A 22,166-nucleotide genomic window follows, 5' to 3' on the forward strand; every position below is an offset into this window, starting at 1 on the left:
CAACAAATGCCTAGAAACTTCTAGACGAGGTGTTGCAAGAAATAACTCTTGCACTGGCTTTTAAACACACTGTTGAGTTCTCAAGAAACGGACGCTTACTCTCTCAGAACTTCAGAGAGGCGCACACTTCGCGTTCCGATCCTACCAGACTCGGGCGCTTCTTGTCAAACCGCCCGCCTGGCTGGATTTCAGGCAACCCCGCTAACTTACTCCGAAACCCGGCCGTTGTCCAATCGTGCGGACACGCCCGAGACTCGGGGTTCGATCAGAGGGATGTGCAGAGCTTATCAGCCCCACCGAGGCCCTTCGGCCTCGCGCGGTCGGCCCGTGCCGCCCTGCGAGGAAAACACTAGCAGCCCGCGGACCGTGCCTGTGACCAACTTAGGTAACAACACAGCCTTCCCCGCGAAGATTCCCTCCAAACCAAAGCCGGCCCCCACCCGTGGGTGAGGGCCGGCCGGCAGCAGGAGATTAGCCCGACGGAAGGGCGGCGATCTGCGCCTCCAGGCGCGTGATGTCGGCGGCGGCCTGCTCGGCGCGCGCCCTGATCTTCGCCACGACGTCGTCGGGCGCCTTCGACAGGAACTGCTCGTTGCCCAGCTTGCCCGCGGCCTGGGCGGCCTCCTTCTGCGCGCCGGCCAGGTCCTTCTCCAGGCGCTTGCGCTCGGCAGCCACGTCGATCGCGCCCGCGGTGTCGATCTCGACGCTGACCCCGGCGGCGGTGAAGCTCGCCGTCGCCTTGAAGCTCTCCCCCGGCGCTTCGAGCCGCAGCAGCGACCGGATCGCCGCCTCGTGCCCCGCGACCACCGTGCCGGCGAGGCCCAGCCGGGCCGCCACCTTCTGGCCCGGCTTCAGCCCCTGGTCGGAGCGGAAGCGCCGCACCTCGGTGACGAGCTCCTGCAGGGCAAGGATCTCCTTCTCGGCATCGGGATCGGCCAGGTGTGGGTCAACGACCGGCCACGGCGCGACCACCACGGACTCGCCGCCCGTGACCGCCCGCCACAACTCCTCGGTGACGAACGGCACCAGCGGGTGCAGCAACCGCAACAGCGCGTCGAGCACGTGCCCGAGCACCAGCCGCGTGTGCTCCTGCCCCTCCTGGATCTGGACCTTGGCCAGCTCCAGATACCAGTCGCAGACCTCGTCCCACGCGAAGTGGTAGAGCAGGTCGGAGACCTTGGCGAACTCGAAGTCGTCGAAGGCCGCGTCGACCTGAGCGGTGATGGTCTGCAGCCTGGACAGGATCCACCGGTCGGCCGCGGTCAGCTGCGCCCCTTCGAGCGAGCCGACCGACGCGCCGTTCATGAGCGCGAAGCGGGTGGCGTTCCAGAGCTTGTTGCAGAAGTTGCGGGAACCGGCCGCCCACTCCTCGCTGACCGCCACGTCGGAGCCGGGGTTGGCGCCGCGCAGCAGGGTGTAGCGCGTCGCGTCGGCGCCGAACCTGTCGATCCAGTCGAGCGGGTCGACGACGTTGCCGAACGACTTCGACATCTTCTTGCCGTACTGGTCGCGCACCATGCCGTGCAGCGCCACCACCCGGAAGGGCGGCCGGCCGTCCATGGCGTACAGGCCGAACATCATCATCCGGGCGACCCAGAAGAACAGGATGTCGTAGCCGGTCACCAGGACCGAGGTCGGGTAGAACCGCTCCAGCTCAGGGGTCTTCTCGGGCCAGCCGAGCGTCGAGAACGGCCACAGCCCGGAGGAGAACCAGGTGTCGAGGACGTCGGGGTCCTGGACGTAACCCTCGGGAGCCTCCTCGTCGGGCCCGACGCAGAGGACCTCCCCCTCGGGCCCGTACCAGACCGGGATGCGGTGGCCCCACCACAACTGCCGCGAGATGCACCAGTCGTGCATGTCGTCGACCCAGTCGAAGTAGCGCTTGGCCAGCTCCGGCGGGTGGATCCGGGTGCGCCCGTCGCGCACCGCGTCGCCTGCGGCCGTGGCCAGCGGCTGGACGTTGACGAACCACTGCAGCGACAACCTCGGCTCGACGACCGTCTTGCATCGCGAGCAGTGGCCGACCGCGTGGAGGTAGGGCCGCTTCTCGGCGACGATCCGCCCCTCGGCGCGCAGGGCCGCGACGACCGCGGGACGCGCCTCGAACCGGTCGAGCCCCTCGAAGGGTCCGTGCTCGGTGATCAGGCCGGTCTCGTCCATGATCGTGAGCGACGGCAGGGAGTGCCGCCGGCCGATCTCGAAGTCGTTGGGGTCGTGCGCCGGGGTCACCTTGACCGCGCCGGTGCCGAAGGACGGGTCGACGTGCTCGTCGGCCACGATCGGGATGTGCCGTCCGGTCAGCGGCAGCTCCACCGTCTTGCCGATCAGGTGGGAGTAGCGCTCGTCGGACGGGTGCACGGCCACCGCGGTGTCGCCGAGCATCGTCTCGGCCCGGGTGGTGGCCACCACGATCGACTCGTCGCCGCTGCCGTACCTGATCGAGACGAGCTCGCCCTCGTCCTCGCTGTGCTCCACCTCGATGTCGGACAGGGCCGTGTGGCAGCGCACGCACCAGTTGATGATGCGTTCGGCGCGGTAGATGAGCCCGTCGTCGAAGAGCTTCTTGAAGATGGTCTGGACGGCGCGCGAGAGGCCTTCGTCCATGGTGAAGCGATCGCGTGACCAGTCGACGCCGTCGCCCAGGCGCTTCATCTGCCCCTGGATCTGCCCGCCCGACTCGGCCTTCCACTGCCAGACCCGCTCGACGAACGCCTCGCGCCCGAGGTCGTGGCGGGAGAGCCCCTCGGCGGCGAGCTTGCGCTCGACGACGTTCTGCGTGGCGATGCCGGCGTGGTCCATGCCCGGCAGCCACAGGGTCTCCTTGCCCTGCATCCGCGCTCGACGTGTGAGCGCGTCCATGATCGAGTGGTCGAGGGCGTGGCCCATGTGCAGGACGCCGGTCACGTTCGGCGGCGGCAGGACGATGCTGTACGGCTCGCGAGAGCTGCCCGGGTCGGCGCCGAAGTACCCCTCGGATACCCATCGCTCGTAGCTCGGGGTCTCCACGTCGGCCGGGGTGTACTGGGTAGGCAGCTCTGGCTTCGTCACGGTATTCAAGTTTAGAGCCGCCCGGCGGCCACCAGAGCCCAACCCGGCACCGACCGCTCTCCCAGGTACGGCGAAGCGCCCCGACCTAGGGGTCGAGGCGCTCAGCGGTGGTGCGGTCGGTTCAGGCCGACTTCTCCCGGGGCGTGCGCTGCTGCTTGGCCGCGAGCTGGTCGCGCGGGACCAGCGTCGGGATGGCGTGCTCGAGCACGGCGCCCCGGTTGATGATCACCCGGGCGACGTCCTGGCGCGACGGCACTTCGTACATCACGCTCAGCAGCACCTCTTCGAGGATCGCCCGCAGGCCGCGGGCGCCGGTGCCGCGCAGGATCGCCTGGTCGGCGATGGCCTCGAGCGCGTCGTCGGTGAACTCCAGCTCCACCCCGTCGAGCTCGAAGAGCTTGCGGTACTGCTTCACCAGGGCGTTGCGCGGCTCGGTGAGGATCTGGATGAGCGCCTCACGGTCGAGGTTGTGCACCGAGGTGATGACCGGCAGACGGCCGACGAACTCGGGGATCATGCCGAACTTCAGCAGGTCTTCGGGCATGACGTCGGCGAAGATGTCGGAGGAGTCGATCTCCTCCTTGGAGCGGATGATGGCGTTGAAGCCGATGCCCTTCTTGCCGATGCGCGACTCGATGATCTTCTCGAGTCCGGCGAAGGCCCCTCCGCAGATGAACAGCACGTTGGTGGTGTCGATCTGGATGAACTCCTGGTGAGGGTGCTTGCGCCCGCCCTGCGGGGGCACGCTCGCCGTGGTGCCTTCCAGTATCTTCAGCAGCGCCTGCTGGACGCCCTCGCCCGATACGTCGCGCGTGATCGACGGGTTCTCGCTCTTGCGGGCGATCTTGTCGACCTCGTCGATGTAGATGATGCCCGTCTCGGCCTTCTTGACGTCGTAGTCGGCGGCCTGGATGAGCTTGAGGAGGATGTTCTCGACGTCCTCACCGACATAGCCCGCCTCGGTGAGGGCGGTGGCGTCGGCGATGGCGAAGGGCACGTTGAGCATCTTCGCCAGCGTCTGCGCGAGCAGCGTCTTGCCCGAGCCCGTCGGGCCGAGCAGCAGGATGTTGGACTTGGCCAGCTCAAGGCCGTCGTCACGACCCCGGTCGCCGGACTGCACCCGCTTGTAGTGGTTGTATACCGCCACCGAGAGCGCCTTCTTGGCCTTGTCCTGGCCGATCACGTAGGCGTCGAGGAATTCGTAGATCTCCCTCGGCTTGGGCAGGTTGTCCCACTTGAGCTCGGAGGACTCGGAGAGCTCCTCCTCGATGATCTCGTTGCAGAGATCGATGCACTCATCGCAGATGTATACGCCGGGACCGGCGATGAGCTTCTTGACTTGCTTCTGGCTCTTTCCGCAGAACGAGCACTTCAGCAGGTCTCCCCCGTCGCCGATGCGTGCCACCCCAGATACTCCTTTGCGTGGGACCGCCCTGCTCCCGCGATCCGATTAGCCGGACCCGGTCCGAACCGCTCAGGTATCGACGTTACCGTCTTCTGGGCCCTCAGTGAGCCCCCTGGCGGCGAGTCGCACCGGAACATGCCTTGATGGGCATGTTCCGGTGCGGTCCGCATCCCGTCAGGAAACCGCGGCCTGAGCTCGCTTCTTCCGCGACGGAATGATGTCGTCGATCAGACCATACGCCTTGGCATCGTCAGCGGTGAGAATTTTGTCGCGTTCGATGTCCTTGCGAATCTCGGACTGATCCTTGCCGGTGTGCTTGGCAACGATCTCCTCGAGCAGTCCGCGCATCCGGAGGATCTCGCGGGCCTGGATCTCGATGTCGCTTCCCTGGCCGCCGCCCTCGGTGGAGGGCTGGTGGATGAGGATGCGCGCGTTGGGCAGCGCGTAGCGCTTGCCCGGCGTGCCGCCGGCCAGGAGGACCGCGGCCGCGGAGGCGGCCTGGCCCAGGCAGACGGTCTGGATCTCCGGCCGGACGAACTGCATCGTGTCGTAGATCGCCGTCATGGCGGTGAAGGAGCCGCCGGGCGAGTTGATGTAGATGCTGATGTCACGGTCGGGGTCGAGCGACTCCAGCGTCAGCAGCTGCGACATGACGTCGTTGGCCGAGGCGTCGTCGATCTGCACGCCGAGGAAGATGATGCGGTCCTCGAAGAGCTTGGTGTACGGATCCATGGTCTTGGTTCCGTACGACGTGCGCTCGGTGAACTGCGGGAGCACGTAGCGGCTTTGGATGTTCACGTCAGCTCCCCCTAGGAAACGGCGCCCTGGGAGGGCACCTGCCGTGCGTTGCGCACGACATGATCGATGAAGCCGTAGTCCTTGGCCTCGTCGGCCGTGAACCAGCGGTCGCGGTCGGAGTCCTTCTCGATCTGGTCAAGCTGCTGACCGGTGTGGAAGGCGATCCGCTCGGCGAGCGTCTTCTTCACGTAGAGCATCTGCTCCGCCTGGATGGCGATGTCGGCCGCGGTGCCGCCGATGCCCCCAGAGGGCTGGTGCATCATGACGCGGGCGTGGGGCAGGGCGTAGCGCTTGCCCTTGGCCCCGGCGCACAGCAGGAACTGGCCCATGGAGGCGGCCAGGCCCATGCCGACGGTGGCCACGTCGTTCGGCACGTATTCCATCATGTCGTAGATGGCCATGCCCGCCGTGACGGAACCGCCCGGCGAGTTGATGTACAGGTAGATGTCCCGATCGGGATCATCCGCCGCCAGGAGCAGGAGCTCCGCGGCGATGCGGTTGGCGATGCCGTCGTTCACCTCCGACCCGAGCACGATGATGCGCTCGCGCAGCAGGCGTTGGTACAGCTGGTCCTCAAGCCGGAAGGAGGCGTCTTCCTTACCTCGCGACTCTGGGCTGAAGAAGGTCACAGCGTCACCTTCCGATGCGTGGTTCTCGATTGGCTTTGCTTGTGACCTTAACGCGGGTGGGCCCCAGGTCATGCCCCGTCCCCGCGCTGTTCGCTGTCGGCGCATGTCATCCCCCTTGAGTTCCGGACACGCGGCGCCGCTCCTCGAGATCGAGCTCGTGCGCTAGCTTGCGCCGCGCGTCCGCGCTGATCTTGCGGCGCTCGTACAGGTCGTCCAGTTTCTTGCGCTGCGCGCGGATGAGCTCGCGGCGGATCTTGCCCTTGCCGTGCTCGGGTTCGCGCTCGTCGTCGAGCACCTCGCGGACCTTGTCGAGCCGCAGCTCGAACAGCTGGCGGTAGACCTGGGCCGTGCGCTCGTCGACCTTGTCGTCGGCGGCGAGCTCGTCGATGCGCGCCAGGGCGCTCTCCAGCAGCGCCTCCCTGGCCACGGTCTCCTCCTTCATCTCCGCCTCGCTCTCGCCCATGCCCAGCTTGCGCAGCAGCGGCGCGAGCGTGGGCGCCTGGCCGAGCAGGGTCGCCAGCACGACGCAGGCGGCGATGAAGACGAGCAGGTTGCGTCCCTGGGCCTCGGCGGGGATGGACAGCGCGATCGCCAGGGTGATCGCGCCCCTGATGCCCGCCCAGCCCATCACGAAGCGTTCTTTGAACTCGATGCTGGCGAAGCGGCGGAAGCGCAGCAGCGGCACGACCACGACCGTCCACACCATCCGGACGAGCACGACCACGCCGATCACCAGCAGCACGGTCAGGGGTACGTGGGGCCAGATCCTGTCGCCCTCGATGCCGTGGAAGACGTCGAGGATCTGCAGGCCCAGCAGGACGAAGAGGGTGGATTCCAGAAGGAAGACCAGAACCTCCCAGAACATCTCGCCGGTCAGCCTCGATGCGGGCTGGAGCAGGCCGTCGCGGCGCAGTCCCAGGTAGAACCCGACGACGATAGTGGCCAGCACGCCCGACAGGCCCAGGTGCTCGGCGGGGATGTAGGCCAGGAAGGGCGTGGCCAGCGACAGCACGATCTGGGCGCCGGGGTCGCGGATCAGCGGCCGGAGGCGGCCGATCACCCAGGCCAGCGCCAGGCCGTACGCCAGCCCGCCCACCACGACCTGCAGGAGCTCCAGGGCGGCGAAGCCGGGGGTGACCTCCTGCTGCAGCATGGTCAGCGCCAGGCCGAACATGGTCAGCGCGACGCCGTCGTTGACGAGGCTCTCGCCCTCCAGGATGGTGACCAGCCTGCGCGGCGCGCCGAGGCGCTTGATCACGGAGGTGGCGGCCACCGGATCCGTGGGAGCCACCGCGGCGCCGAGCGCGAGCGCCGCGCCGACCGCCAGCCCGGGCACGGTGGCGCCGACCGCCAGCGCGACGCACAGCGCCGTCACGCAGGTGAGGCTGAAGGCCATGATGACGATGGGCACCGCGTCCTCGCGGGTCTCGCGCGGCGCGCTGAAGAAGGCTGCGTGGTAGACCAGCGGCGGCAGGAAGACCGTGAGGACCAGCTCGGGGGGCACCTCGATGCTGCCGACCCCCGGGATGGCGCTGACCAGCAGCCCCAGGATGACCAGCAGGATCGCCTCTGGGAGGTTGAACCGCCGCGACAGTGTGCGCGCCACGACCAGCGCCACCGCGATCGCCACGCCCAGGATGAACAGCTCGTCGGTCATCTCCACCCGCCCGCTCGGAAGTCCATCGCCCTACCCGGCCAGGGGCAGGTCAAGTCCGCCGAAAAACGAAAAAACCCCCGACCAGGCGGTCGGGGGTCCTTTCTGAGAGCTTACTGCTCGGAGGCCTCGTCGTCGGCGATCTCCTTGGGCTCCTCACCGTTGATCTCAGTGTAGATGGCCTTCAGGTCGACCTCGTTGCCGTCGGTGTCGACGACCTTGGCGGCGTCACCCACGACGGACTTGGCCTTGTCGCGGACGATCTCGACCATCGCCAGCGTGAGCTGGTCGTTGTCGGCCAGGTGCTGGGCCAGCTGGTTCGGCTGCACGCCCATCTGCATGGCGCGGCGCACGACGAAGTTGGTCAGCTCCTGCTCGGAGACGCCGAGCTCCTCGGACTTGACGATCTTGTCGAGGACGAAGCCGGCCTTGATGGCCTTGGCGGAGTTGGTGTCGAACTCGGCGAAACGCTCGTCCTCGGTCGTCTGGTACAGACGGAAGAACGCGTCGCGCGACAGGCCGCTCTCGGCGATCTGGTGGTCGAGGTTGTGCTTGCGGGCGTCGACCTCGGACTTGAGCGCGCTGTCGGGGATCGGGATCTCCATCTTGTCGAGGAGGTTCTCGAGCGCCTTCTCGCGGGCCTGGACGACCTGGTCGACGAGCTTGTTGCGGCGAGCGGTCTCGCGGATGCTGTTCTTCAGCTCCTCGAGCGTGTCGAACTCGCTGGCCAGCTGCGCGAACTCGTCGTCGAGCTCGGGCAGGACCTTCTCCTTGACCTGCTTCAGGCTGATGATGACGTCGGCCTCCTGGCCGGCCTGCTCACCGCCGACGAGCTCGGTCTTGAAGCTCTTGTCGTCGCCCGCGGACATGCCCTCGAGGGCGTCGTCGAGGCCCTGGAGGACCGAGCCGGCGCCGACCTCGTAGGAGACCTCGCTGGCCTGCTGCTCCTCGATGTTCTCGCCGTCGATCTCGGCGCGCAGGTCCATGACGACGTAGTCGCCCTTGGCCGCGGCGCGCTCGACGCCGGCGAGCGTGGCGAAGCGCTGGCGCAGGCCGTCGAGCTGCTGGTCGATGTCTTCGTCGGTGACGGCGGCGGAGTCGACCGTGACCTCGATGCCGGAGAAGTCGGGCACCTCGAAGTTGGGGCGGATGTCGACCTCGGCGGTGAACTCGATCTGCTCGCCGTCCTCGATCTTGGTGACCTCGATGTCGGGCTGGCTCACCGGGAAGACGTCGGCCTCGTCGACGGCCTGGCTGTAGAGCTTCGGCACCGCGTCGTTGAGGGTCTCCTCCAGCACCACGGCGCGGCCGAAGCGCTGCTCGATGATGCGGGCAGGAACCTTACCGGGGCGGAAGCCGGGGACGCGGACCTGCTCCGCGACCCGCTTGTACGCCGCATCCAGACTCGGGCGCAGTTCCTCGAACGGCACCTCGACGGTGAGCTTCACCCGGGTCGGGCTGAGCTCCTCGACAGCGGTCTTCACGGGGTGGTCTCCTTGGATAAAGCTTCGAGATGAACGGCGGCGCGCCTTTGGTCGGCTCACGCGCCGCTCATGTGGGCATGCTGCGCCACGCCGTCTGCCAGTCTAGGGCAGACAATTGTGCACTCAGAACTCTTCGGCGATAGACCTGAGCAGCTCGACGGTCTCGTCCGGAGTGGTGCTCACCGCGCACAGCCGTTCCATGACCTGGCTGTATCGGTCCACCTCGTCCCGCTTGTCCAGGTAGAGCGCGCTGGCCAGCTGCTCCACGTAGACGACGTCGGGAAGGTCGGGATCGGGGAAGCGCAGGATGCTGAACGCACCGCCCTCGGCGCTGTGACCGCCGAAGCTGAACGGCATGACCTGGATCGTGATCCGCGGCTGCCGCATCAGGTCGATCAGGTGCTCCAGCTGGGCCTTCATGACCTCGCCGCCGCCGATGGGCCGCCGCAGGGCGGCCTCGTCGATCACGGCCCAGAAGATCGGGCCGTCAGGCCTGTCGAGCACACGCTGGCGCTCCAGGCGCAGGTCGACGCGACGGGCGATCTCGTCCTGGCTGATGCCGGCCACGCCGGCGGTCACCACCGCCCGTGCGTACTCCTTCGTCTGCAGCAGGCCGGGCACGAACTGGACCTCGTAGGTCCTGATCCGGCTGGCCGCCTCCTCCAGGCCGACGTACGACTGGAACCACGTGGGGAGCAGGTCGTTGAAGCGCTGCCACCAGCCGGGCTCGTTCGCCTGCACGACCAGGTCGAGGACGGCCTGTCGGGCCTTGGTGTCCTCGACGCCGTACAGCGACAGCAGGTCGGAGACGTCACGCTCCTTGAAGGAGACCCTGCCGAGCTCCATGCGGCTGATCTTCGACTCCGAGCCGCGGATGAGGTGGCCTGCCTCCTCCCGCGTCACACCCTTGGCCTCCCGCAGCTTCCGCAGTTGGGAGCCCAGGAGGATGCGCAGGGCCGTGGGCCCCGCGTACGGGTGGTTCCGCTGGTTCGGCGTCACGCCTGCCTCCTTCCCGCACACACAGTGACACCCGATGCGCCGCTATGACAAGGTCTCAACCCCGTGTCCGTTTCGGCTTCTTCGGCCATCCGCGGGTTTTGCAGCTGCACGTGCATCTGGGTCTTGCAGATGCTCGCCTGGTAACCCATGATGGCCTAGTGCATATTGGGGCAAACAGGTAGCAGCAGGATGGATCCCGTGGTCACTGCCGAGTGCCTCCAGATCACTCGCGAGGTCGATTTCTCCCGCGTGTGCTCCTGGCCCCTCCCCTTTCAGGCCGACTCGGTCAAGACCGCACGCGACGTCACCCGCTCGACCCTGTCGGGTTGGGGACTGTCCGAATTGGGGGACGACGCCGCCCTGGTCGTGTCGGAACTGGTCACCAACGCCGTCCGATACACCCGTGGCACGCCCCAGATCACGCTTCTCCTCATGTTGTCGGACCCCCACGTGCTACTCGCCGTGACCGACCCCAGCGACGAGGCGCCGCTTCCCAAGGAGCCCGACTTCTGCTCCGAGAACGGCCGCGGGCTCTACATCGTGGAGACCTACAGCCAGCGGTGGGGCTGGGACTCCCTCACCGGCGGCGGCAAGGCCGTCTGGGCCCTCTTCCGCACCGACGACTGATCCAGGTGCGTCGCTGAGGCTGCGCACGCCCTCCTGTGGCGCGAGCGCTGTCGCCTCCGTGTGGCTACCCGTTAGCCAGGCCCGCCCCCACTACCCTGGCTGATCACGATGGACATGTGGAATGACCTGCTCGTCACCGGCGTCCCCCTCCTCGACAAGGCGATCAGAACCGTCTGCGTCTACCTCGCCCTCGCCGTCCTGCTCCGCCTCGCGGGCAAGCGCGAACTCGCCCAGCTCACCGGATTCGACCTCGTCGTCATGCTGCTGCTGTCGAACGTCGTCCAGAACGCCGTCATCGGGCCCGACAACTCGCTGTGGGGAGGGCTGTTCGGCGCGGTGGTGCTGCTCGCCGCCAACGCGGTGACCGTACGGCTCGCCGAGGCCGTACCGCTGGTGGGTTGGTGGTTCAAGGGCAAGCCCACGGTGCTCGCCGCCGACGGCGCCTACATCGCGTCGGCGCTGCGGCGCCTGGGGCTGCGGCGCAGCGACGTGGACCAGGCGATCCTGCAGCAGGGCGGGTCGTCGGTCGCGGACACGCAGTCGGTGACGCTGGAGCCGGGCGGGGCTCTGCTCGTACGGCTGCGGCCGGAGGAGGAGAACGTGTCCGTCGGCGACCTGGCGGAGATGCGGGAGCGGCTGGACCGCATCGAACGGCTGCTTCTCGAACAGGCATCCCGGCGGGAAAACACGAAAGGCCAGGCACCCTAGCGGGTTGACCTGGCCTTTCGCGACGAGAGCGGACGACGGGAATCGAACCCGCGTAGCCAGTTTGGAAGACTGGGGCTCTACCATTGAGCTACGTCCGCGCGAGCCGGTCGAAGTCTGGTCTAGACTTCATCCGGTCGTCAGGGCGTAAGCGTACCGGAGTCTCCGACAGCTTGCGCACGCGACGACACCGGGGCGTGGCGCAGCTTGGTAGCGCGCTTGCTTTGGGAGCAAGAAGTCGCAGGTTCAAATCCTGTCGCCCCGACTCCCCCCTTTCCGCGATCGCGAAGGGCGCGTGGTGCGCCCTAGCGTGGACGCATGCATGACCAACCTCGACAGAGCCAGCTCGTCGTCGACTGCGGCGAGCCCGCCGTCCTGGCCGCCTTCTGGGGGGCGCTCCTGGGCGGGCTCCCCGTCGACAGGGACCCCGCGTGGTCGTACGTCGATCCCCCTCAGGGGCTCCGGATGGCCTTCCAGAAGGTTCCGGAGCCCAAGAGCCTCAAGAACCGCCTCCACCTCGACCTGGCCGTGCCGGACGTCGACGCGGCCGCGGCGGGCGCCGAGCGGCTCGGCGGGACGCGCGCGGGGGCGCTCCAGAAGGACGACCAGGGCGCGTTCCAGGTGATGCGTGACCCTGGGGGGAACGAGTTCTGTTTCGTGGAGGCTCCCGCGTCAGGGGCGTAGGCCCGCGAATAGGTCGTCCTCCTGCCCCTGGACCTCCACCCGGCTCCGCTGCCGGATGAAGTGCTCCGTGGCGAACACCCGCCGCTGCGCCTCCTCCGGCAGCTGCAGCAGGAAGATGTTCTCCGTCTGCGACGCGTGCGCCTTCAGCGCCGTCACCTTCTGCTCGATGTACGCCGACACGTCCACCGCGCTCGTCACCAGCTCGTCAGGGGTGCCGAACTCCTCCGGCAACTCACCGAAGTCCAGCCCGAGCGAGCGCACGAACTCGAACATCTCCCGGATCCCCGAGCGCGGGATCGCGGTGTAGTACAGCTTGTCGGGGATGCCGGTGGCGGCGAACGCCTCCACGGCGATGCGGTGCGCCTGGATGTGGTCGGGGTGACCGTAGCCGCCGTTCTCGTCGTAGGTGACGATCACCTGCGGCCGGTACTTCTCGATCAACGCCCCGAGCGCGGCCGACGACTCCGTCAGGGGGACGTTCGCGAAGGCCGAGGGATGGGCGTTGCCCTCCCACCCGTCCATCCCCGAGTCGCGGTAGCCGAGCAGCTCCACGTGCTGGATCCCGAGGTGCCCGGCCGACTCCTGGAGCTCGGCGAGGCGCTGGGCGACGACGGCGGCCTCGTCGTGGCCGTCGTCGCCGGGCTTGACGCCTCCGGGGCCGTCGCCCTGCTCTCCGTTGGTGCATGTGACCAGGACGGTGCGGATGCCCTCGGCCGCGTAGCGGGCCAGGATCCCACCGGTGCTGATCACCTCGTCGTCGGGGTGGGCGTGGACAGCCATGAGCGTCAGTTCCGTCATGAGTCGAGGCTAGCCACCATTAGCGTGGAGTCGTGCGTGCGCGGGCGATTTCTCCAGAACACCTGATCGAGGAGCTGGCCGAGCGGATCGTGTCCGGAGGGGCCGCCAGGGTGGCGGTCGACGGCGCGCCGGGGGCGGAGCCGGGGAGGCTCGCGGACGCGCTGGTGGAGCCGCTGAAGGCGGCGGGCAGGGCGCCCGTCCGGGTGTCGGCGGCCGATTTCCTGCGTCCCGCCTCGCTGCGGCTGGAGTACGGCAGGACGGATCCTGACGAGTTCTACGACTCCTGGCTGGACGCCAAGGCGCTCGGCAGGGAGGTGCTCGACCGCCGGGGAAGCGTCCTGACCAAGTTGTGGAACGCCGAGACCGACCGCGCCTACCGCGTGCCGTACACGCCCGTGCCGGAGAGCGGCGTGGTGCTCATGGACGGCACGCTGCTCCTGGGCCGGGGGCTGGCGTTCGACCTGACCGTGCACCTGTGGCTGTCGCGGGCGGCGGTGCGCAGGAAGACCGGGGAGGCGCTCCAGTGGCAGCTCCCGGCGTACGAACGCTACGAAAGGGAGATAAGTCCACTGAAAGCCGCGGATATCGCCGTCAAGGTCGACGACCCCCGCCACCCGGCGATAATCGAGGGATGAGAACTCCCCTCACGCCCGATGAGGAAGCCCGCTTCCACGTCCACATGACCCAACTCGTGGAGCAGAAGCTGCGCGAGCACGGCACCTTCCGCATCACCGCCGACACCGAGGAGGACCGGGCCCGGTGGCAGGAGGTCGCCAGGCGCGTGGGTGAGCGCTCGGGACACTCGATCGTGAGCTACTCCAACGGCAGGACCATCATGATCGCCTCCGCCGACCACGCGCTCGACGCCCCGCGCGTCATCCCCGGGTAACGCACCCCCGGCGGGAAGAGCCGCGCCCGCGAAACGGTTACGCGGGACATGAGCGATTACGGACGTGACCTGCGCTTCGGCTACTTCCTCGTGCCGAACGCCGACGACCCGCTGATCGAGCGCGCCCGGCTCGCCGAGCGCCTGGGCCTGGACCTGATCGGCATCCAGGACCACCCCTACCAGCGGCGCTACGTCGACACCTGGACCCTCCTGACGACGATCGCCGCCAGGACCGAGCGGATCACCCTCTTCCCCGACGTGGCGAACCTGCCGCTCCGGCCGCCCGCCGTGCTCGCCAAGGCCGCGGCCACCCTCGACCTGCTCAGCGGCGGGCGCTTCGAGCTGGGCCTGGGCGCGGGAGGCTTCTGGGACGCGATCGAGGCCTACGGCGGGCCCCGCCGTACCGGCAAGCAGGCTCTCGGGGCGCTCGCCGAGGCGATCGAGGTGATCAGGCGCATCTGGAGCGGCGAGCGCAACCAGCGGTTCGAGGGCGAGCACTACCACCTGCGCGGCGCCCAGTCCGGCCCGGCGCCCACGCACCCGATCGGCATCTGGATCGGCGCGAAGGGTCCCAGGGCCATGGCCCTGACAGGCGCCCTGGCCGACGGTTGGGTGTCGTCGTCACCGTGGGCCACCACCGACAGGCTCCCGGAGCTCCAGGACCGAATCGACGAGGCGGCCCGCCAAGCCGGCCGGGACCCGCGCGACATTCGGCGCGTCCACAACATCAACGGCCTCGTCACCGACCGGAGCACGGGCTTCCTGTACGGCCCGGCGGACCAGTGGGTCGAGGAGCTGACCGACCTGGCGATCTCGCACGGCCAGGACAGCTTCGTCCTGTGGCCGGAGCGCGACGACGAGCGCCAGCTGACGGTCTTCGCCGAGGAGATCGTCCCGGAAGTTCGCAGACAGGTAGCACTCGAGCGCAAGGAGTAGCAAACTCGGGAAATGACTCCCAGTCACTGGTACAACATCGTTCCCGACCTGACCGCCGCCCCGCCCCCGCCGCTGCACCCGGCGACGATGCAGCCCGTGGGCCCCGACGACCTGGCCCCGCTGTTCCCGATGGAGCTGATCGGCCAGGAGGTGAGCACCGAGCGGTTCGTCGAGATCCCGCAGGAGGTGCTCGACGTCTACCGGCTGTGGCGGCCCACGCCCCTCATCAGGGCGCACCGCCTGGAGAAGGCGCTGCAGACCCCGGCGCGCATCTACTACAAGTACGAGGGCGTCTCCCCCGCCGGGTCGCACAAGCCGAACACCGCCGTGCCGCAGGCCTACTACAACGCCCGCGAGGGCGTGCGCCGGCTGACCACCGAGACCGGCGCCGGGCAGTGGGGCTCCTCCCTGGCCTTCGCCTGCGCGCAGTTCGGCCTCGAGTGCCAGATCTGGATGGTGCGCGCCTCCTACGACCAGAAGCCGTATCGCCGGAGCCTCATGCAGGTCTACGGCGCGACCGTGCACGCCAGCCCGTCACCGGTGACGGGCGCGGGCAGCAAGATCCTCGCCGAGCACCCCGACTCCACCGGCAGCCTGGGCATCGCCATCAGCGAGGCGGTGGAGGTGGCCGGCCAGGATCCCGACACCCGATACGCGCTGGGCAGCGTGCTCAACCACGTGCTCATGCATCAGACGGTGATCGGTGAGGAGGCGCTCAAGCAGCTGCCCGAGCGTCCCGACCTGGTGATCGGGTGCACCGGCGGCGGCTCCAACTTCGCCGGGCTGGCCTTCCCGTTCATGCGCGAGCATCCCGACATCACCTTCAGGGCCGTGGAGCCCGAGGCGTGCCCGTCGTTCACCCGGGGCCGATACGCCTACGACTTCGGCGACACGGCGGGCTTCACACCGCTGCTGAAGATGCACACGCTGGGCCACTCGTTCGTGCCCGACCCGATCCACGCCGGCGGGCTCAGGTACCACGGCATGTCGCCGCTGCTGTCGCACATGTACGAGCTGGGCATGTTCGAGGCGGTCACCCGGTCGCAGACCGAGTGTTTCGAGGCGGGCGTGCGCTTCGCCAGGACCGAGGGCATCGTGCCTGCGCCCGAGCCCACCCACGCGCTCGCCGAGACCATCGCCGAGGCGCTGCGCTGCAAGGAGACCGGCGAGCCCAAGGTCATCCTCACCGCCTTGTGCGGTCATGGGCACTTCGACATGGCCGCCTACGACCGTTACCTGTCGGGCGAGATGCGCGACTTCGCGCTGCCCCAGGAGCGGATCGACGAGGCGCTCAGCACCCTGCCGGTAACCCGTTAGCGGGCTCAGGCGAACGCCTTCTCCTTGAGTCCGGGCAGGCGTGCCGCGGTCCGCAGGAAGGCCTTGAAGCCCATCCTGGCCAGGCGGTTCTCCGAGACGAACGACTGGGCGGCCTTCAGCGAGTCGCGTACGGCCGCGAAGCCGTACTGGCGCATCTCCTGCTCGTAGCGGCCGATCGCCTCGACCGTGCCGTCGCCGAGCGCGGCGCACAGCAGCGCGGCGTCGCGCAGCGCGACGTTGGCGCCGATGCCGCGCATCGGCGTCATGCTGTGGATCGCGTCGCCGAGCAGGGTGATCGTGCTGGGCTCCCAGGCCTCGACCGGGACGGAGGTGCGGATCGGCAGCAGGCTCACGGTGTCGGGGTCGCTCAGCTCGACCAGGCGGCGCAGGTCGGGGTGCCAGGTCGCGACGAGCGCCGAGACCGTGGCGCGCAGCTCCTGGCCCGACATCCGGGCGAGCCCGCCGGGGAAGCGTTCCACCGAGGCCCCGACCGCCCACAGGATGTAGCTGGCGTTGTTGTCCATGAGCGCGCCCGCCTGCTCGGTGCGCCCGATCTCGCCCACCGCCCGCGCGACGTCGTGGGGGGCGCAGAACATGCCGAAGCCGGGCGGCGGCAGGATCATGTTGGGCCCGTCGGCCAGGCGCGGGGCGATGAGCGCGCGGGTGCGCGGGGTCAGCGGGAACTTGCCCGCCACGGTCGTGATCCCGGTGTCGATGCGCTCGGCGTGCGGGAGGTACTGCCGCCGGACCCGCGAGGTGCCGCCGTCGGCGCCGACCACGATGTCGGCCACGCAGGTGCTGCCGTCGGCGAAGTGCAGCGTCGTGGTGCCGTCGGGGTTGCGCTCGTAGCGCTCGTACATCTTGCCGAAGTGCACGATCTCCTCCAGGCCCGACAGGAGGACCTGCCGGAGCGTGATGCGACTGACGGAGTAGTGCTCGGCGTCGGGGGGCGTCTCGACGACCAGCAACTCGCCGAGTCGCTCGGTGAGGAATCCGAAGTCCTGCCCGCCCTGGCCGGTCGTGGCCAGGAACGTCCGCCACAGCGGCTCGGGCAGGCACTCGCGCAGCGCCCGCGCGCCCTGCGGGTCGATGTGCACCCGGTAGCCCTGGAGCCGGTCGGACGGTGTGCGGTCCCGCTCGAAGACCGCGACGTCGACGCCCTTGCCGTGCAGCCCCTGCGCCAGGCAGAGCCCGCCGATTCCGCCGCCGATCACGGCGATGTGAGTTCTCATGCCACCGACTATCATCCATTCGGATAATTCTGTCAACCATCCGGATGGTTGATAAGCTGCGGCGCATGAGAAGAGCGCCCCAGGACAAGCAGCGCGACGCCGAGCGCACCAAGGCCCGCATCCTCGAAGCCGCCGTCGAGGAGTTCGGAGCCAAGGGCTACGCCGGGGCACGGGTCAGCGAGATCGCCGCCCGCGCGGGCATCAACAAGCAGCTGATCTCCTACTACTTCGGCGGCAAGGAGGGCCTCTACCAGCACGTCGTGGCCCAGTGGCGTGGGCACGAGAGCGCCTTCGCCGAGCCGGACCAGGACCTCGGCACGCTCATCGCCTCCTACGTGCGGGCCAACGCGGCCAACCCCGACTTCGGCCGCCTGATGGTCTGGGAGGGCCTGGGAGAGGCGCCGCCCGACCCGGCGTTCGTCGAGGAGATGCGGCGCAACGTGGCCGAGCTGCGGCAGCGGCAGGAGGCGGGCGAGCTGCCGGGCGACGTGGATCCGGGTGCGGCGATGATCGCGATGTTCGCCATGTCGGCGGCGGGGGTCGTCTTCCCCCAGCTCGCGCAGGCGGTCACCGGAATGGGGCGCGAGGAGTTCGGCGAGTTCTACGCCGAGCAGATGGCGCGGCTCGTGGGTGCCTGGCGCACCCCCTGACACCCGCGAGCCGTACGGCTAGCGCGAGGCTGGGCGCTTGCCGTGGTTCGCCTTCTTCTTCTTGCGTGCCCTGCTCTTGCGTGCTCGCTTGGCCATGGCACCTCCAGGAGGATGTGGTGTAGGTCACAACGTCTCGCGGGATCCCGGCCCGGTCAACCGCTCACACTTCAACACAGGCGTGTCATAATTTGGTGGAATGTGTTGGAAGGAGGCCCGATGCTCGCACAGCAGCGCCAGCAGACGATCCTGGAGCGGGTCCGGCGGCACGGCGCGGTCAGGGTCTCCGAGCTGGTTCGCGACCTGGGCGTCTCCGACATGACCATCCGCCGCGACCTGGAGGTGCTCGCCGAACGCGGGCTCCTGGAGAAGGTCCACGGCGGAGCCACGATCAGCGGCCCGGGCTCCACCGAGGAGCCGGGCTTCGCCGCCAAGACCAGCCGCCAGCAGGCCGAGAAGGAGGCGATCGCCCGCCGCGCGGCCCAGCTCGTCCGCCCCGGCACCGCGATCGCCCTGTCGGCGGGCACCACCATCTGGGCGCTGGCCCACCACCTGGTCGACGTGCCGGAGCTCACCGTGATCACGAACTCGATCCCCGTGGCCGAGGTCTTCCACCGCAACCAGCGCGACGACCGCACGGTGGTGCTGACCGGCGGCGTGCGCACGCCCTCCGACGCGCTCGTCGGCCCCGTGGCCGTGGCCGCGATCAGCAGCCTGCACGTCGACACGGTCTTCCTGGGCGTGCACGGCATGAGCCTGCGCGCCGGATTCACCACCCCCAACCTGCTGGAGGCCGAGACCGACCGGGCACTGGTGGCGTGCGCCGCCCGCCTGGTGGTGCCCGCCGACCACACCAAGTGGCAGACGGTCGGCATCAGCACGATCGCCGAGCTGTCTCGCGCCGACGTCGTCATCACCGACGCCGGCCTGGACGAACAGGCGCGCATGGAACTGGCGGAGCGCGCCGGGGAACTACTGATCGCGGAGGACACGAAGTGAAGCGCACCATCACGCACCTGGCCGACGGCAGGGAGCTGATCTACTTCGACCGTCGCGACGACGCCGACAGAAGCGCCGTGGACCACCGTCCGCTCGACCCGCGGCCTCTCGCCTCGGAGCTGCGCTTCGACCCGCTGACCGAGGAATGGGTGGCCATCGCGAGCCACCGGCAGACCCGCACGTTCCTGCCTCCCGCCGACGAGTGCCCCCTGTGCCCGTCGACCGAGGGCCGCGCGTCGGAGATCCCCGCCTCCGACTACGACGTCGTCGTGTTCGAGAACCGCTTCCCGTCGTTCTCCACCAATCTGGGCACTTATCCCGAGGGCTCCAGGGCCGGCGTGGGCCGCTGCGAGGTCGTCTGCTTCACCTCCGACCACGACTCCAGCTTCTCCCAGCTCTCCGACGAGCAGGTGGGGCTGGTCATGGAGGCCTGGGCCGACCGTACGGCGGAGCTGTCCGGCATCGAGGGCGTGGAGCAGGTCTTCTGCTTCGAGAACCGGGGCGAGGAGATCGGCATCACGCTCCCCCACCCCCACGGGCAGATCTACGGCTACCCGTACGTGACCCCGCGCACCCGGCGCCACCTGGCGGCGGCCGCCAAGACCCCCACGCTCTTCGCCGACGTCCTGCGCGCCGAGCGTGCAGGACCGCGGGTCGTGGCGGCCAACGAGCTGTGGACGGCGTTCGTGCCGCACGCCGCGCGCTGGCCGTTCGAGGTGCACATCTACCCGCACCGCCAGGTGCCCGACCTGCCCGCGCTCACGCAGGAGGAGCGTGCCGCCTTCGCGCCGCTCTACACCAGCGTGCTGCGCGCCTTCGACGGGCTCTTCGACGTGCGCATGCCGTACATCTCCGCCTGGCACCAGGCGCCGGTCCGTCAGGGCCGTGACCTGGCCTATCTTCATCTGGAGCTGTTCAGCATCCGGCGCGCGCCCGGCAAGCTGAAGTACCTGGCCGGATCGGAGTCGGCGATGGGCGCCTTCGTCAACGACGTGCCCCCGGAGATGGCCGCCGATCTTCTGAGGTCTCAGGTAGATCTCTAAGCGGTCTCGGCTTGGAGTCGCGTTACCTCCGTTTTACCGTTAGTATCCCTCTCGCACCGGCTGTCACAGCCGTCGCACGCCTAATCCCGGGCGCGTCGCCCGGGAACCGGGGACCCATCGCACCTGGGGTGAATCCACTTCGGTGGTAGGGCAGCTCTCCGCGCCCGAACCCGTCAGCTAACCCGGTCGGCAGGAGGAGAGGAAGGCTCTTGGCGGCCAAGTCCGCAATGCTGACCGCGGTGGTTTGCACCGCGGTGGCGCTCACCGTCGGCGGCTCCCCCGCCGCGGCCGATCCCAAGCCGAGCGAGTCCAAGCTCCGGGCCGAGCTGACGAGCCTCGACAAGAAGATCGACAAGCTCCTCGAGGCCTACAACGCCAAGCGGGTCTCCCTGGCCAAGGCGCAGAAGGACGAGAAGGCCGCCAGAGACCGGCTCGTCCAGGCCGAGGCCCAGCTCGCCGACGCGCACAAGCTCATCAGCCAGATCGCCCAGCTCCACTACCAGGGCAACCCCGGCGTGACCCCCTTCCTCACCCCCGACTCCAGCGCCGGCGCCGCCGTGCTCAACGAGATCACCGAGGAGCAGAAGGCCGCCATCGCCGGCGTCAAGGCCGGCCGCGACGCCAAGCAGCAGGCCGCCGAGCAGGCGACCGCCCTTGCCGCGCAGATCAAGACCGAGACCTCCGAGCTGGCGAGCCAGCGCAAGGAGGCCGAGAAGCTGATCGGCGAGATCAAGGACAAGCTCGAAGACCTCGTGCCGTACGGCACCGGCCGCCGCTCCGACGGCAGCTTCGCCCCCGAACTGCCGAGCGGCTCCGACAACATCACCCCGCGCACCCGCCTGATGCGCGCGGAGGTCCAGAAGAACTTCGCCCTGCAGTTCTCCGTCGGCTGCTACCGCGTCGACAACAGCGGCGAACACCCGCTCGGCAGGGCGTGCGACTTCATGATGAGCTCCGGCGGCGCCATGCCGAGCGCGGCGGGCAACACGCTCGGCGACCAGGTGGCCGCCTGGGCCGTGAAGAACATGGACAAGCTCGGCGTGAAATACGTGATCTGGAAGCAGCGGATCAACCAGGGCAGCGGGTGGCGTGCCATGTCCGACCGGGGCGGCATCACCGCCAACCACTACGACCACGTGCACATCTCGATGCTCTGAACAGCCGTGCCCCACCCAGGTATCTGGCGCGGACGCCTGGGTGGGGTGCTCCTTGTCCCGTTCCGTGGGTGAAGCTGGTCCCATGAAGGCTCGTTATGACGGCTTGGCCGACTGGTACGACACCTGGAACTCCTCCTTCTACCGCATGAACTACGCGCCGCTCGCCGAGATCCTGGGCCCGGGAGAAGGGCTCTGCCTCGACCTGGGATGCGGCACGGGGCAGTACTTCGAGGTCATCCGCGACACCGAACGCATCCCGCTCGGCCTCGACCGGTCGGCCGACCAGTTGCGCCTGGCCAGGACCAGGACCGGGGGCCCGCTGCTCCAGGCCGACGCGGGGCGCCTGCCGCTGCGCGATTCGAGCCTGCCCGCCGTGGTGTCGTTGTGGACCTCCACCGACCTGCCCGACTTCCCCGCCATGCTGCGCGAGGCCGCCAGGGTGCTCAGCCCCGGTGGGGTCTTCGTCTTCTACGGCGTGCATCCCTGCTTCAACGGGCCGCACGTGCAGGTGATGGAGGACGGGGTGGTCGTCCACCACACCTACCGGCAGCGGGGCTGGCACGAGCGAGCTCCGTGGTGGAACGCCCAGGGTGTGCGCGACCGCGTCGGGATGAACCACCTGCCGCTGTCGGACTTCCTCAACGCCTTCATCGCCTCGGGACTGACGATCGAGAGCGTCCACGAGCCGCGCGAGCACGCCGTGCCCAACATCCTGGCCGTGCGCGCCCGCGCCTGACTCACGCCTCCGGGCGGTCGGCGTTCATCCTCGCCACGAGCGTCTTGGGCGCCACGCAGCGGTAGGCGTCGGCGACGATCTCGCCGACCTCCTTCCAGTCGACCTCCACATCGAGGTAGACGCCCAGCCAGCCGCGGTGCCCGACGTACGGCGGGCGGAAGTAGTGCTCGGGATCCTCGGCGATCAGTTCCTCCTGCACTCCCGGCGGTGCCGCGCACCAGAAGGCCAGCCGGTCGTCGTGGTGGTGGTCGGCGTACATGACGAACGTCTTCTTGCCGCGCACGAACCAGGTCGGCTCGCCGTGGCTGACGCGTTCCGTGGCCTCCGGCATCGCCATGCACCGGCGGCGGAGCTCCTCCAGCGGGTCCATAATCAAACG

The 22,166-nt window shown here is 68.8% G+C and carries 23 protein-coding genes, 2 tRNA genes and 1 riboswitch; of the genes, 13 read left to right on the forward strand and 12 right to left on the reverse strand.

Translation table 11 applies throughout. From position 1 onward, the window contains the following. Positions 1 to 471: 471 nt before the first annotated feature. The 7 genes from ACIBH1_RS13185 to ACIBH1_RS13215 form a co-directional block, all read right to left on the reverse strand. Positions 472 to 3,057: a valine--tRNA ligase gene (locus ACIBH1_RS13185; RefSeq protein ID WP_397313944.1), complete on the reverse strand. Its 2,586-nt coding sequence runs from the start codon at positions 3,055 to 3,057 to the stop codon at positions 472 to 474. Between the two features lie 112 nt (positions 3,058 to 3,169). Beyond that, positions 3,170 to 4,453: an ATP-dependent Clp protease ATP-binding subunit ClpX gene (clpX, locus tag ACIBH1_RS13190; protein WP_397313945.1), complete on the reverse strand. Its 1,284-nt coding sequence runs from the start codon at positions 4,451 to 4,453 to the stop codon at positions 3,170 to 3,172. 174 nt (positions 4,454 to 4,627) lie between these two features. Beyond that, on the reverse strand, positions 4,628 to 5,251 hold the full coding sequence (locus ACIBH1_RS13195) for an ATP-dependent Clp protease proteolytic subunit (protein ID WP_181612208.1): 624 nt from the start codon (positions 5,249 to 5,251) through the stop codon (positions 4,628 to 4,630). 11 nt (positions 5,252 to 5,262) lie between these two features. Then, entirely contained in the window at positions 5,263 to 5,880 is a 618-nt protein-coding gene (locus ACIBH1_RS13200) for an ATP-dependent Clp protease proteolytic subunit (protein WP_397313946.1), read from the reverse strand. A gap of 106 nt (positions 5,881 to 5,986) precedes the next feature. Next, on the reverse strand, positions 5,987 to 7,537 hold the full coding sequence (locus ACIBH1_RS13205) for a Na+/H+ antiporter (RefSeq protein WP_397313947.1): 1,551 nt from the start codon (positions 7,535 to 7,537) through the stop codon (positions 5,987 to 5,989). 110 nt (positions 7,538 to 7,647) lie between these two features. Beyond that, positions 7,648 to 9,018 (reverse strand): trigger factor, encoded by a 1,371-nt coding sequence (gene tig, locus ACIBH1_RS13210; protein ID WP_397313948.1) that lies wholly within the window; start codon positions 9,016 to 9,018, stop codon positions 7,648 to 7,650. 123 nt (positions 9,019 to 9,141) lie between these two features. Beyond that, positions 9,142 to 10,017: a helix-turn-helix domain-containing protein gene (locus ACIBH1_RS13215; RefSeq protein ID WP_397313949.1), complete on the reverse strand. Its 876-nt coding sequence runs from the start codon at positions 10,015 to 10,017 to the stop codon at positions 9,142 to 9,144. A 189-nt stretch (positions 10,018 to 10,206) separates the two neighbouring features. Between ACIBH1_RS13215 and ACIBH1_RS13220 the strand changes: the two genes are divergently transcribed. Both ACIBH1_RS13220 and ACIBH1_RS13225 read left to right on the forward strand, forming a co-directional pair. Further along, positions 10,207 to 10,644: an ATP-binding protein gene (locus tag ACIBH1_RS13220; protein ID WP_397313950.1), complete on the forward strand. Its 438-nt coding sequence runs from the start codon at positions 10,207 to 10,209 to the stop codon at positions 10,642 to 10,644. Positions 10,645 to 10,752: 108 nt separating this feature from the next. Beyond that, complete coding sequence (locus tag ACIBH1_RS13225; RefSeq protein ID WP_397313951.1) at positions 10,753 to 11,352, forward strand: DUF421 domain-containing protein; 600 nt, start codon at positions 10,753 to 10,755, stop codon at positions 11,350 to 11,352. Positions 11,353 to 11,379: 27 nt separating this feature from the next. On the opposite strand, the gene ACIBH1_RS13230 is transcribed toward ACIBH1_RS13225, so the two are convergent. After that, a tRNA-Gly gene (locus ACIBH1_RS13230) sits at positions 11,380 to 11,450 on the reverse strand. Positions 11,451 to 11,540: 90 nt separating this feature from the next. Between ACIBH1_RS13230 and ACIBH1_RS13235 the strand changes: the two genes are divergently transcribed. Continuing rightward, positions 11,541 to 11,614 (forward strand) — tRNA-Pro (locus ACIBH1_RS13235). Between the two features lie 53 nt (positions 11,615 to 11,667). Beyond that, positions 11,668 to 12,033, forward strand: coding sequence for a VOC family protein (locus ACIBH1_RS13240; protein ID WP_397313952.1), 366 nt, complete (start codon positions 11,668 to 11,670; stop codon positions 12,031 to 12,033). Here ACIBH1_RS13240 and ACIBH1_RS13245 read toward each other — a convergent pair. After that, positions 12,022 to 12,831 (reverse strand): PIG-L family deacetylase, encoded by an 810-nt coding sequence (locus tag ACIBH1_RS13245; protein WP_397313953.1) that lies wholly within the window; start codon positions 12,829 to 12,831, stop codon positions 12,022 to 12,024. The genes ACIBH1_RS13240 and ACIBH1_RS13245 overlap by 12 nt on opposite strands. 32 nt (positions 12,832 to 12,863) lie before the next feature. Here ACIBH1_RS13245 and ACIBH1_RS13250 point away from each other — a divergent pair, with 32 nt between their 5' ends. From ACIBH1_RS13250 to ACIBH1_RS13265, 4 genes are read left to right on the forward strand one after another with little or no spacing between them, the layout of a single operon-like run. Then, positions 12,864 to 13,466, forward strand: coding sequence for a uridine kinase (locus tag ACIBH1_RS13250; RefSeq protein WP_397313954.1), 603 nt, complete (start codon positions 12,864 to 12,866; stop codon positions 13,464 to 13,466). After that, positions 13,463 to 13,720 (forward strand): hypothetical protein, encoded by a 258-nt coding sequence (locus ACIBH1_RS13255; RefSeq protein ID WP_397313955.1) that lies wholly within the window; start codon positions 13,463 to 13,465, stop codon positions 13,718 to 13,720. Before ACIBH1_RS13250 ends, ACIBH1_RS13255 begins: the two co-directional genes overlap by 4 nt. Before the next feature lie 48 nt (positions 13,721 to 13,768). Further along, positions 13,769 to 14,656, forward strand: a complete 888-nt coding sequence (locus ACIBH1_RS13260) for an LLM class flavin-dependent oxidoreductase (protein ID WP_397313956.1) — start codon at positions 13,769 to 13,771, stop codon at positions 14,654 to 14,656. A gap of 12 nt (positions 14,657 to 14,668) precedes the next feature. Further along, complete coding sequence (locus tag ACIBH1_RS13265; protein WP_397313957.1) at positions 14,669 to 15,973, forward strand: TrpB-like pyridoxal phosphate-dependent enzyme; 1,305 nt, start codon at positions 14,669 to 14,671, stop codon at positions 15,971 to 15,973. A 5-nt stretch (positions 15,974 to 15,978) separates the two neighbouring features. Here ACIBH1_RS13265 and ACIBH1_RS13270 read toward each other — a convergent pair whose 3' ends face one another. Beyond that, complete coding sequence (locus ACIBH1_RS13270; protein ID WP_397313958.1) at positions 15,979 to 17,205, reverse strand: FAD-dependent oxidoreductase; 1,227 nt, start codon at positions 17,203 to 17,205, stop codon at positions 15,979 to 15,981. A 65-nt stretch (positions 17,206 to 17,270) separates the two neighbouring features. Between ACIBH1_RS13270 and ACIBH1_RS13275 the strand changes: the two genes are divergently transcribed. Continuing rightward, complete coding sequence (locus ACIBH1_RS13275) at positions 17,271 to 17,855, forward strand: TetR/AcrR family transcriptional regulator (RefSeq protein WP_397313959.1); 585 nt, start codon at positions 17,271 to 17,273, stop codon at positions 17,853 to 17,855. Between the two features lie 18 nt (positions 17,856 to 17,873). Here ACIBH1_RS13275 and ACIBH1_RS13280 read toward each other — a convergent pair whose 3' ends face one another. Continuing rightward, positions 17,874 to 17,951, reverse strand: a complete 78-nt coding sequence (locus tag ACIBH1_RS13280; protein ID WP_376771764.1) for a 50S ribosomal protein bL37 — start codon at positions 17,949 to 17,951, stop codon at positions 17,874 to 17,876. Between the two features lie 120 nt (positions 17,952 to 18,071). Here ACIBH1_RS13280 and ACIBH1_RS13285 point away from each other — a divergent pair, with 120 nt between their 5' ends. From ACIBH1_RS13285 to ACIBH1_RS13300, 4 genes are all read left to right on the forward strand, one after another. Further along, the gene (locus ACIBH1_RS13285; protein ID WP_397313960.1) at positions 18,072 to 18,851 is read left to right on the forward strand and encodes a DeoR/GlpR family DNA-binding transcription regulator; all 780 of its coding nucleotides are present in this window, start codon (positions 18,072 to 18,074) and stop codon (positions 18,849 to 18,851) included. Continuing rightward, a complete protein-coding gene (galT, locus tag ACIBH1_RS13290; RefSeq protein ID WP_397313961.1) occupies positions 18,848 to 19,894 on the forward strand; it encodes a galactose-1-phosphate uridylyltransferase in 1,047 nt (348 codons plus the stop codon). The genes ACIBH1_RS13285 and galT overlap by 4 nt, the downstream gene beginning before the upstream one ends. Before the next feature lie 67 nt (positions 19,895 to 19,961). Further along, a riboswitch (cyclic di-AMP (ydaO/yuaA leader) is annotated at positions 19,962 to 20,100 on the forward strand. Between the two features lie 3 nt (positions 20,101 to 20,103). Next, positions 20,104 to 21,051 (forward strand): coiled-coil domain-containing protein, encoded by a 948-nt coding sequence (locus tag ACIBH1_RS13295; protein ID WP_397313962.1) that lies wholly within the window; start codon positions 20,104 to 20,106, stop codon positions 21,049 to 21,051. 82 nt (positions 21,052 to 21,133) lie between these two features. After that, a complete protein-coding gene (locus ACIBH1_RS13300; RefSeq protein ID WP_397313963.1) occupies positions 21,134 to 21,787 on the forward strand; it encodes a class I SAM-dependent methyltransferase in 654 nt (217 codons plus the stop codon). 1 nt (position 21,788) lies between these two features. Here ACIBH1_RS13300 and ACIBH1_RS13305 read toward each other — a convergent pair whose 3' ends face one another. Beyond that, a complete protein-coding gene (locus ACIBH1_RS13305) occupies positions 21,789 to 22,157 on the reverse strand; it encodes an MmcQ/YjbR family DNA-binding protein (protein ID WP_397313964.1) in 369 nt (122 codons plus the stop codon). Between the last annotated feature and the right edge of the window lie 9 nt (positions 22,158 to 22,166).

The organism is Nonomuraea sp. NPDC050663 (assembly GCF_044456985.1).
Classification (GTDB): Bacteria; Actinomycetota; Actinomycetes; order Streptosporangiales; family Streptosporangiaceae; genus Nonomuraea.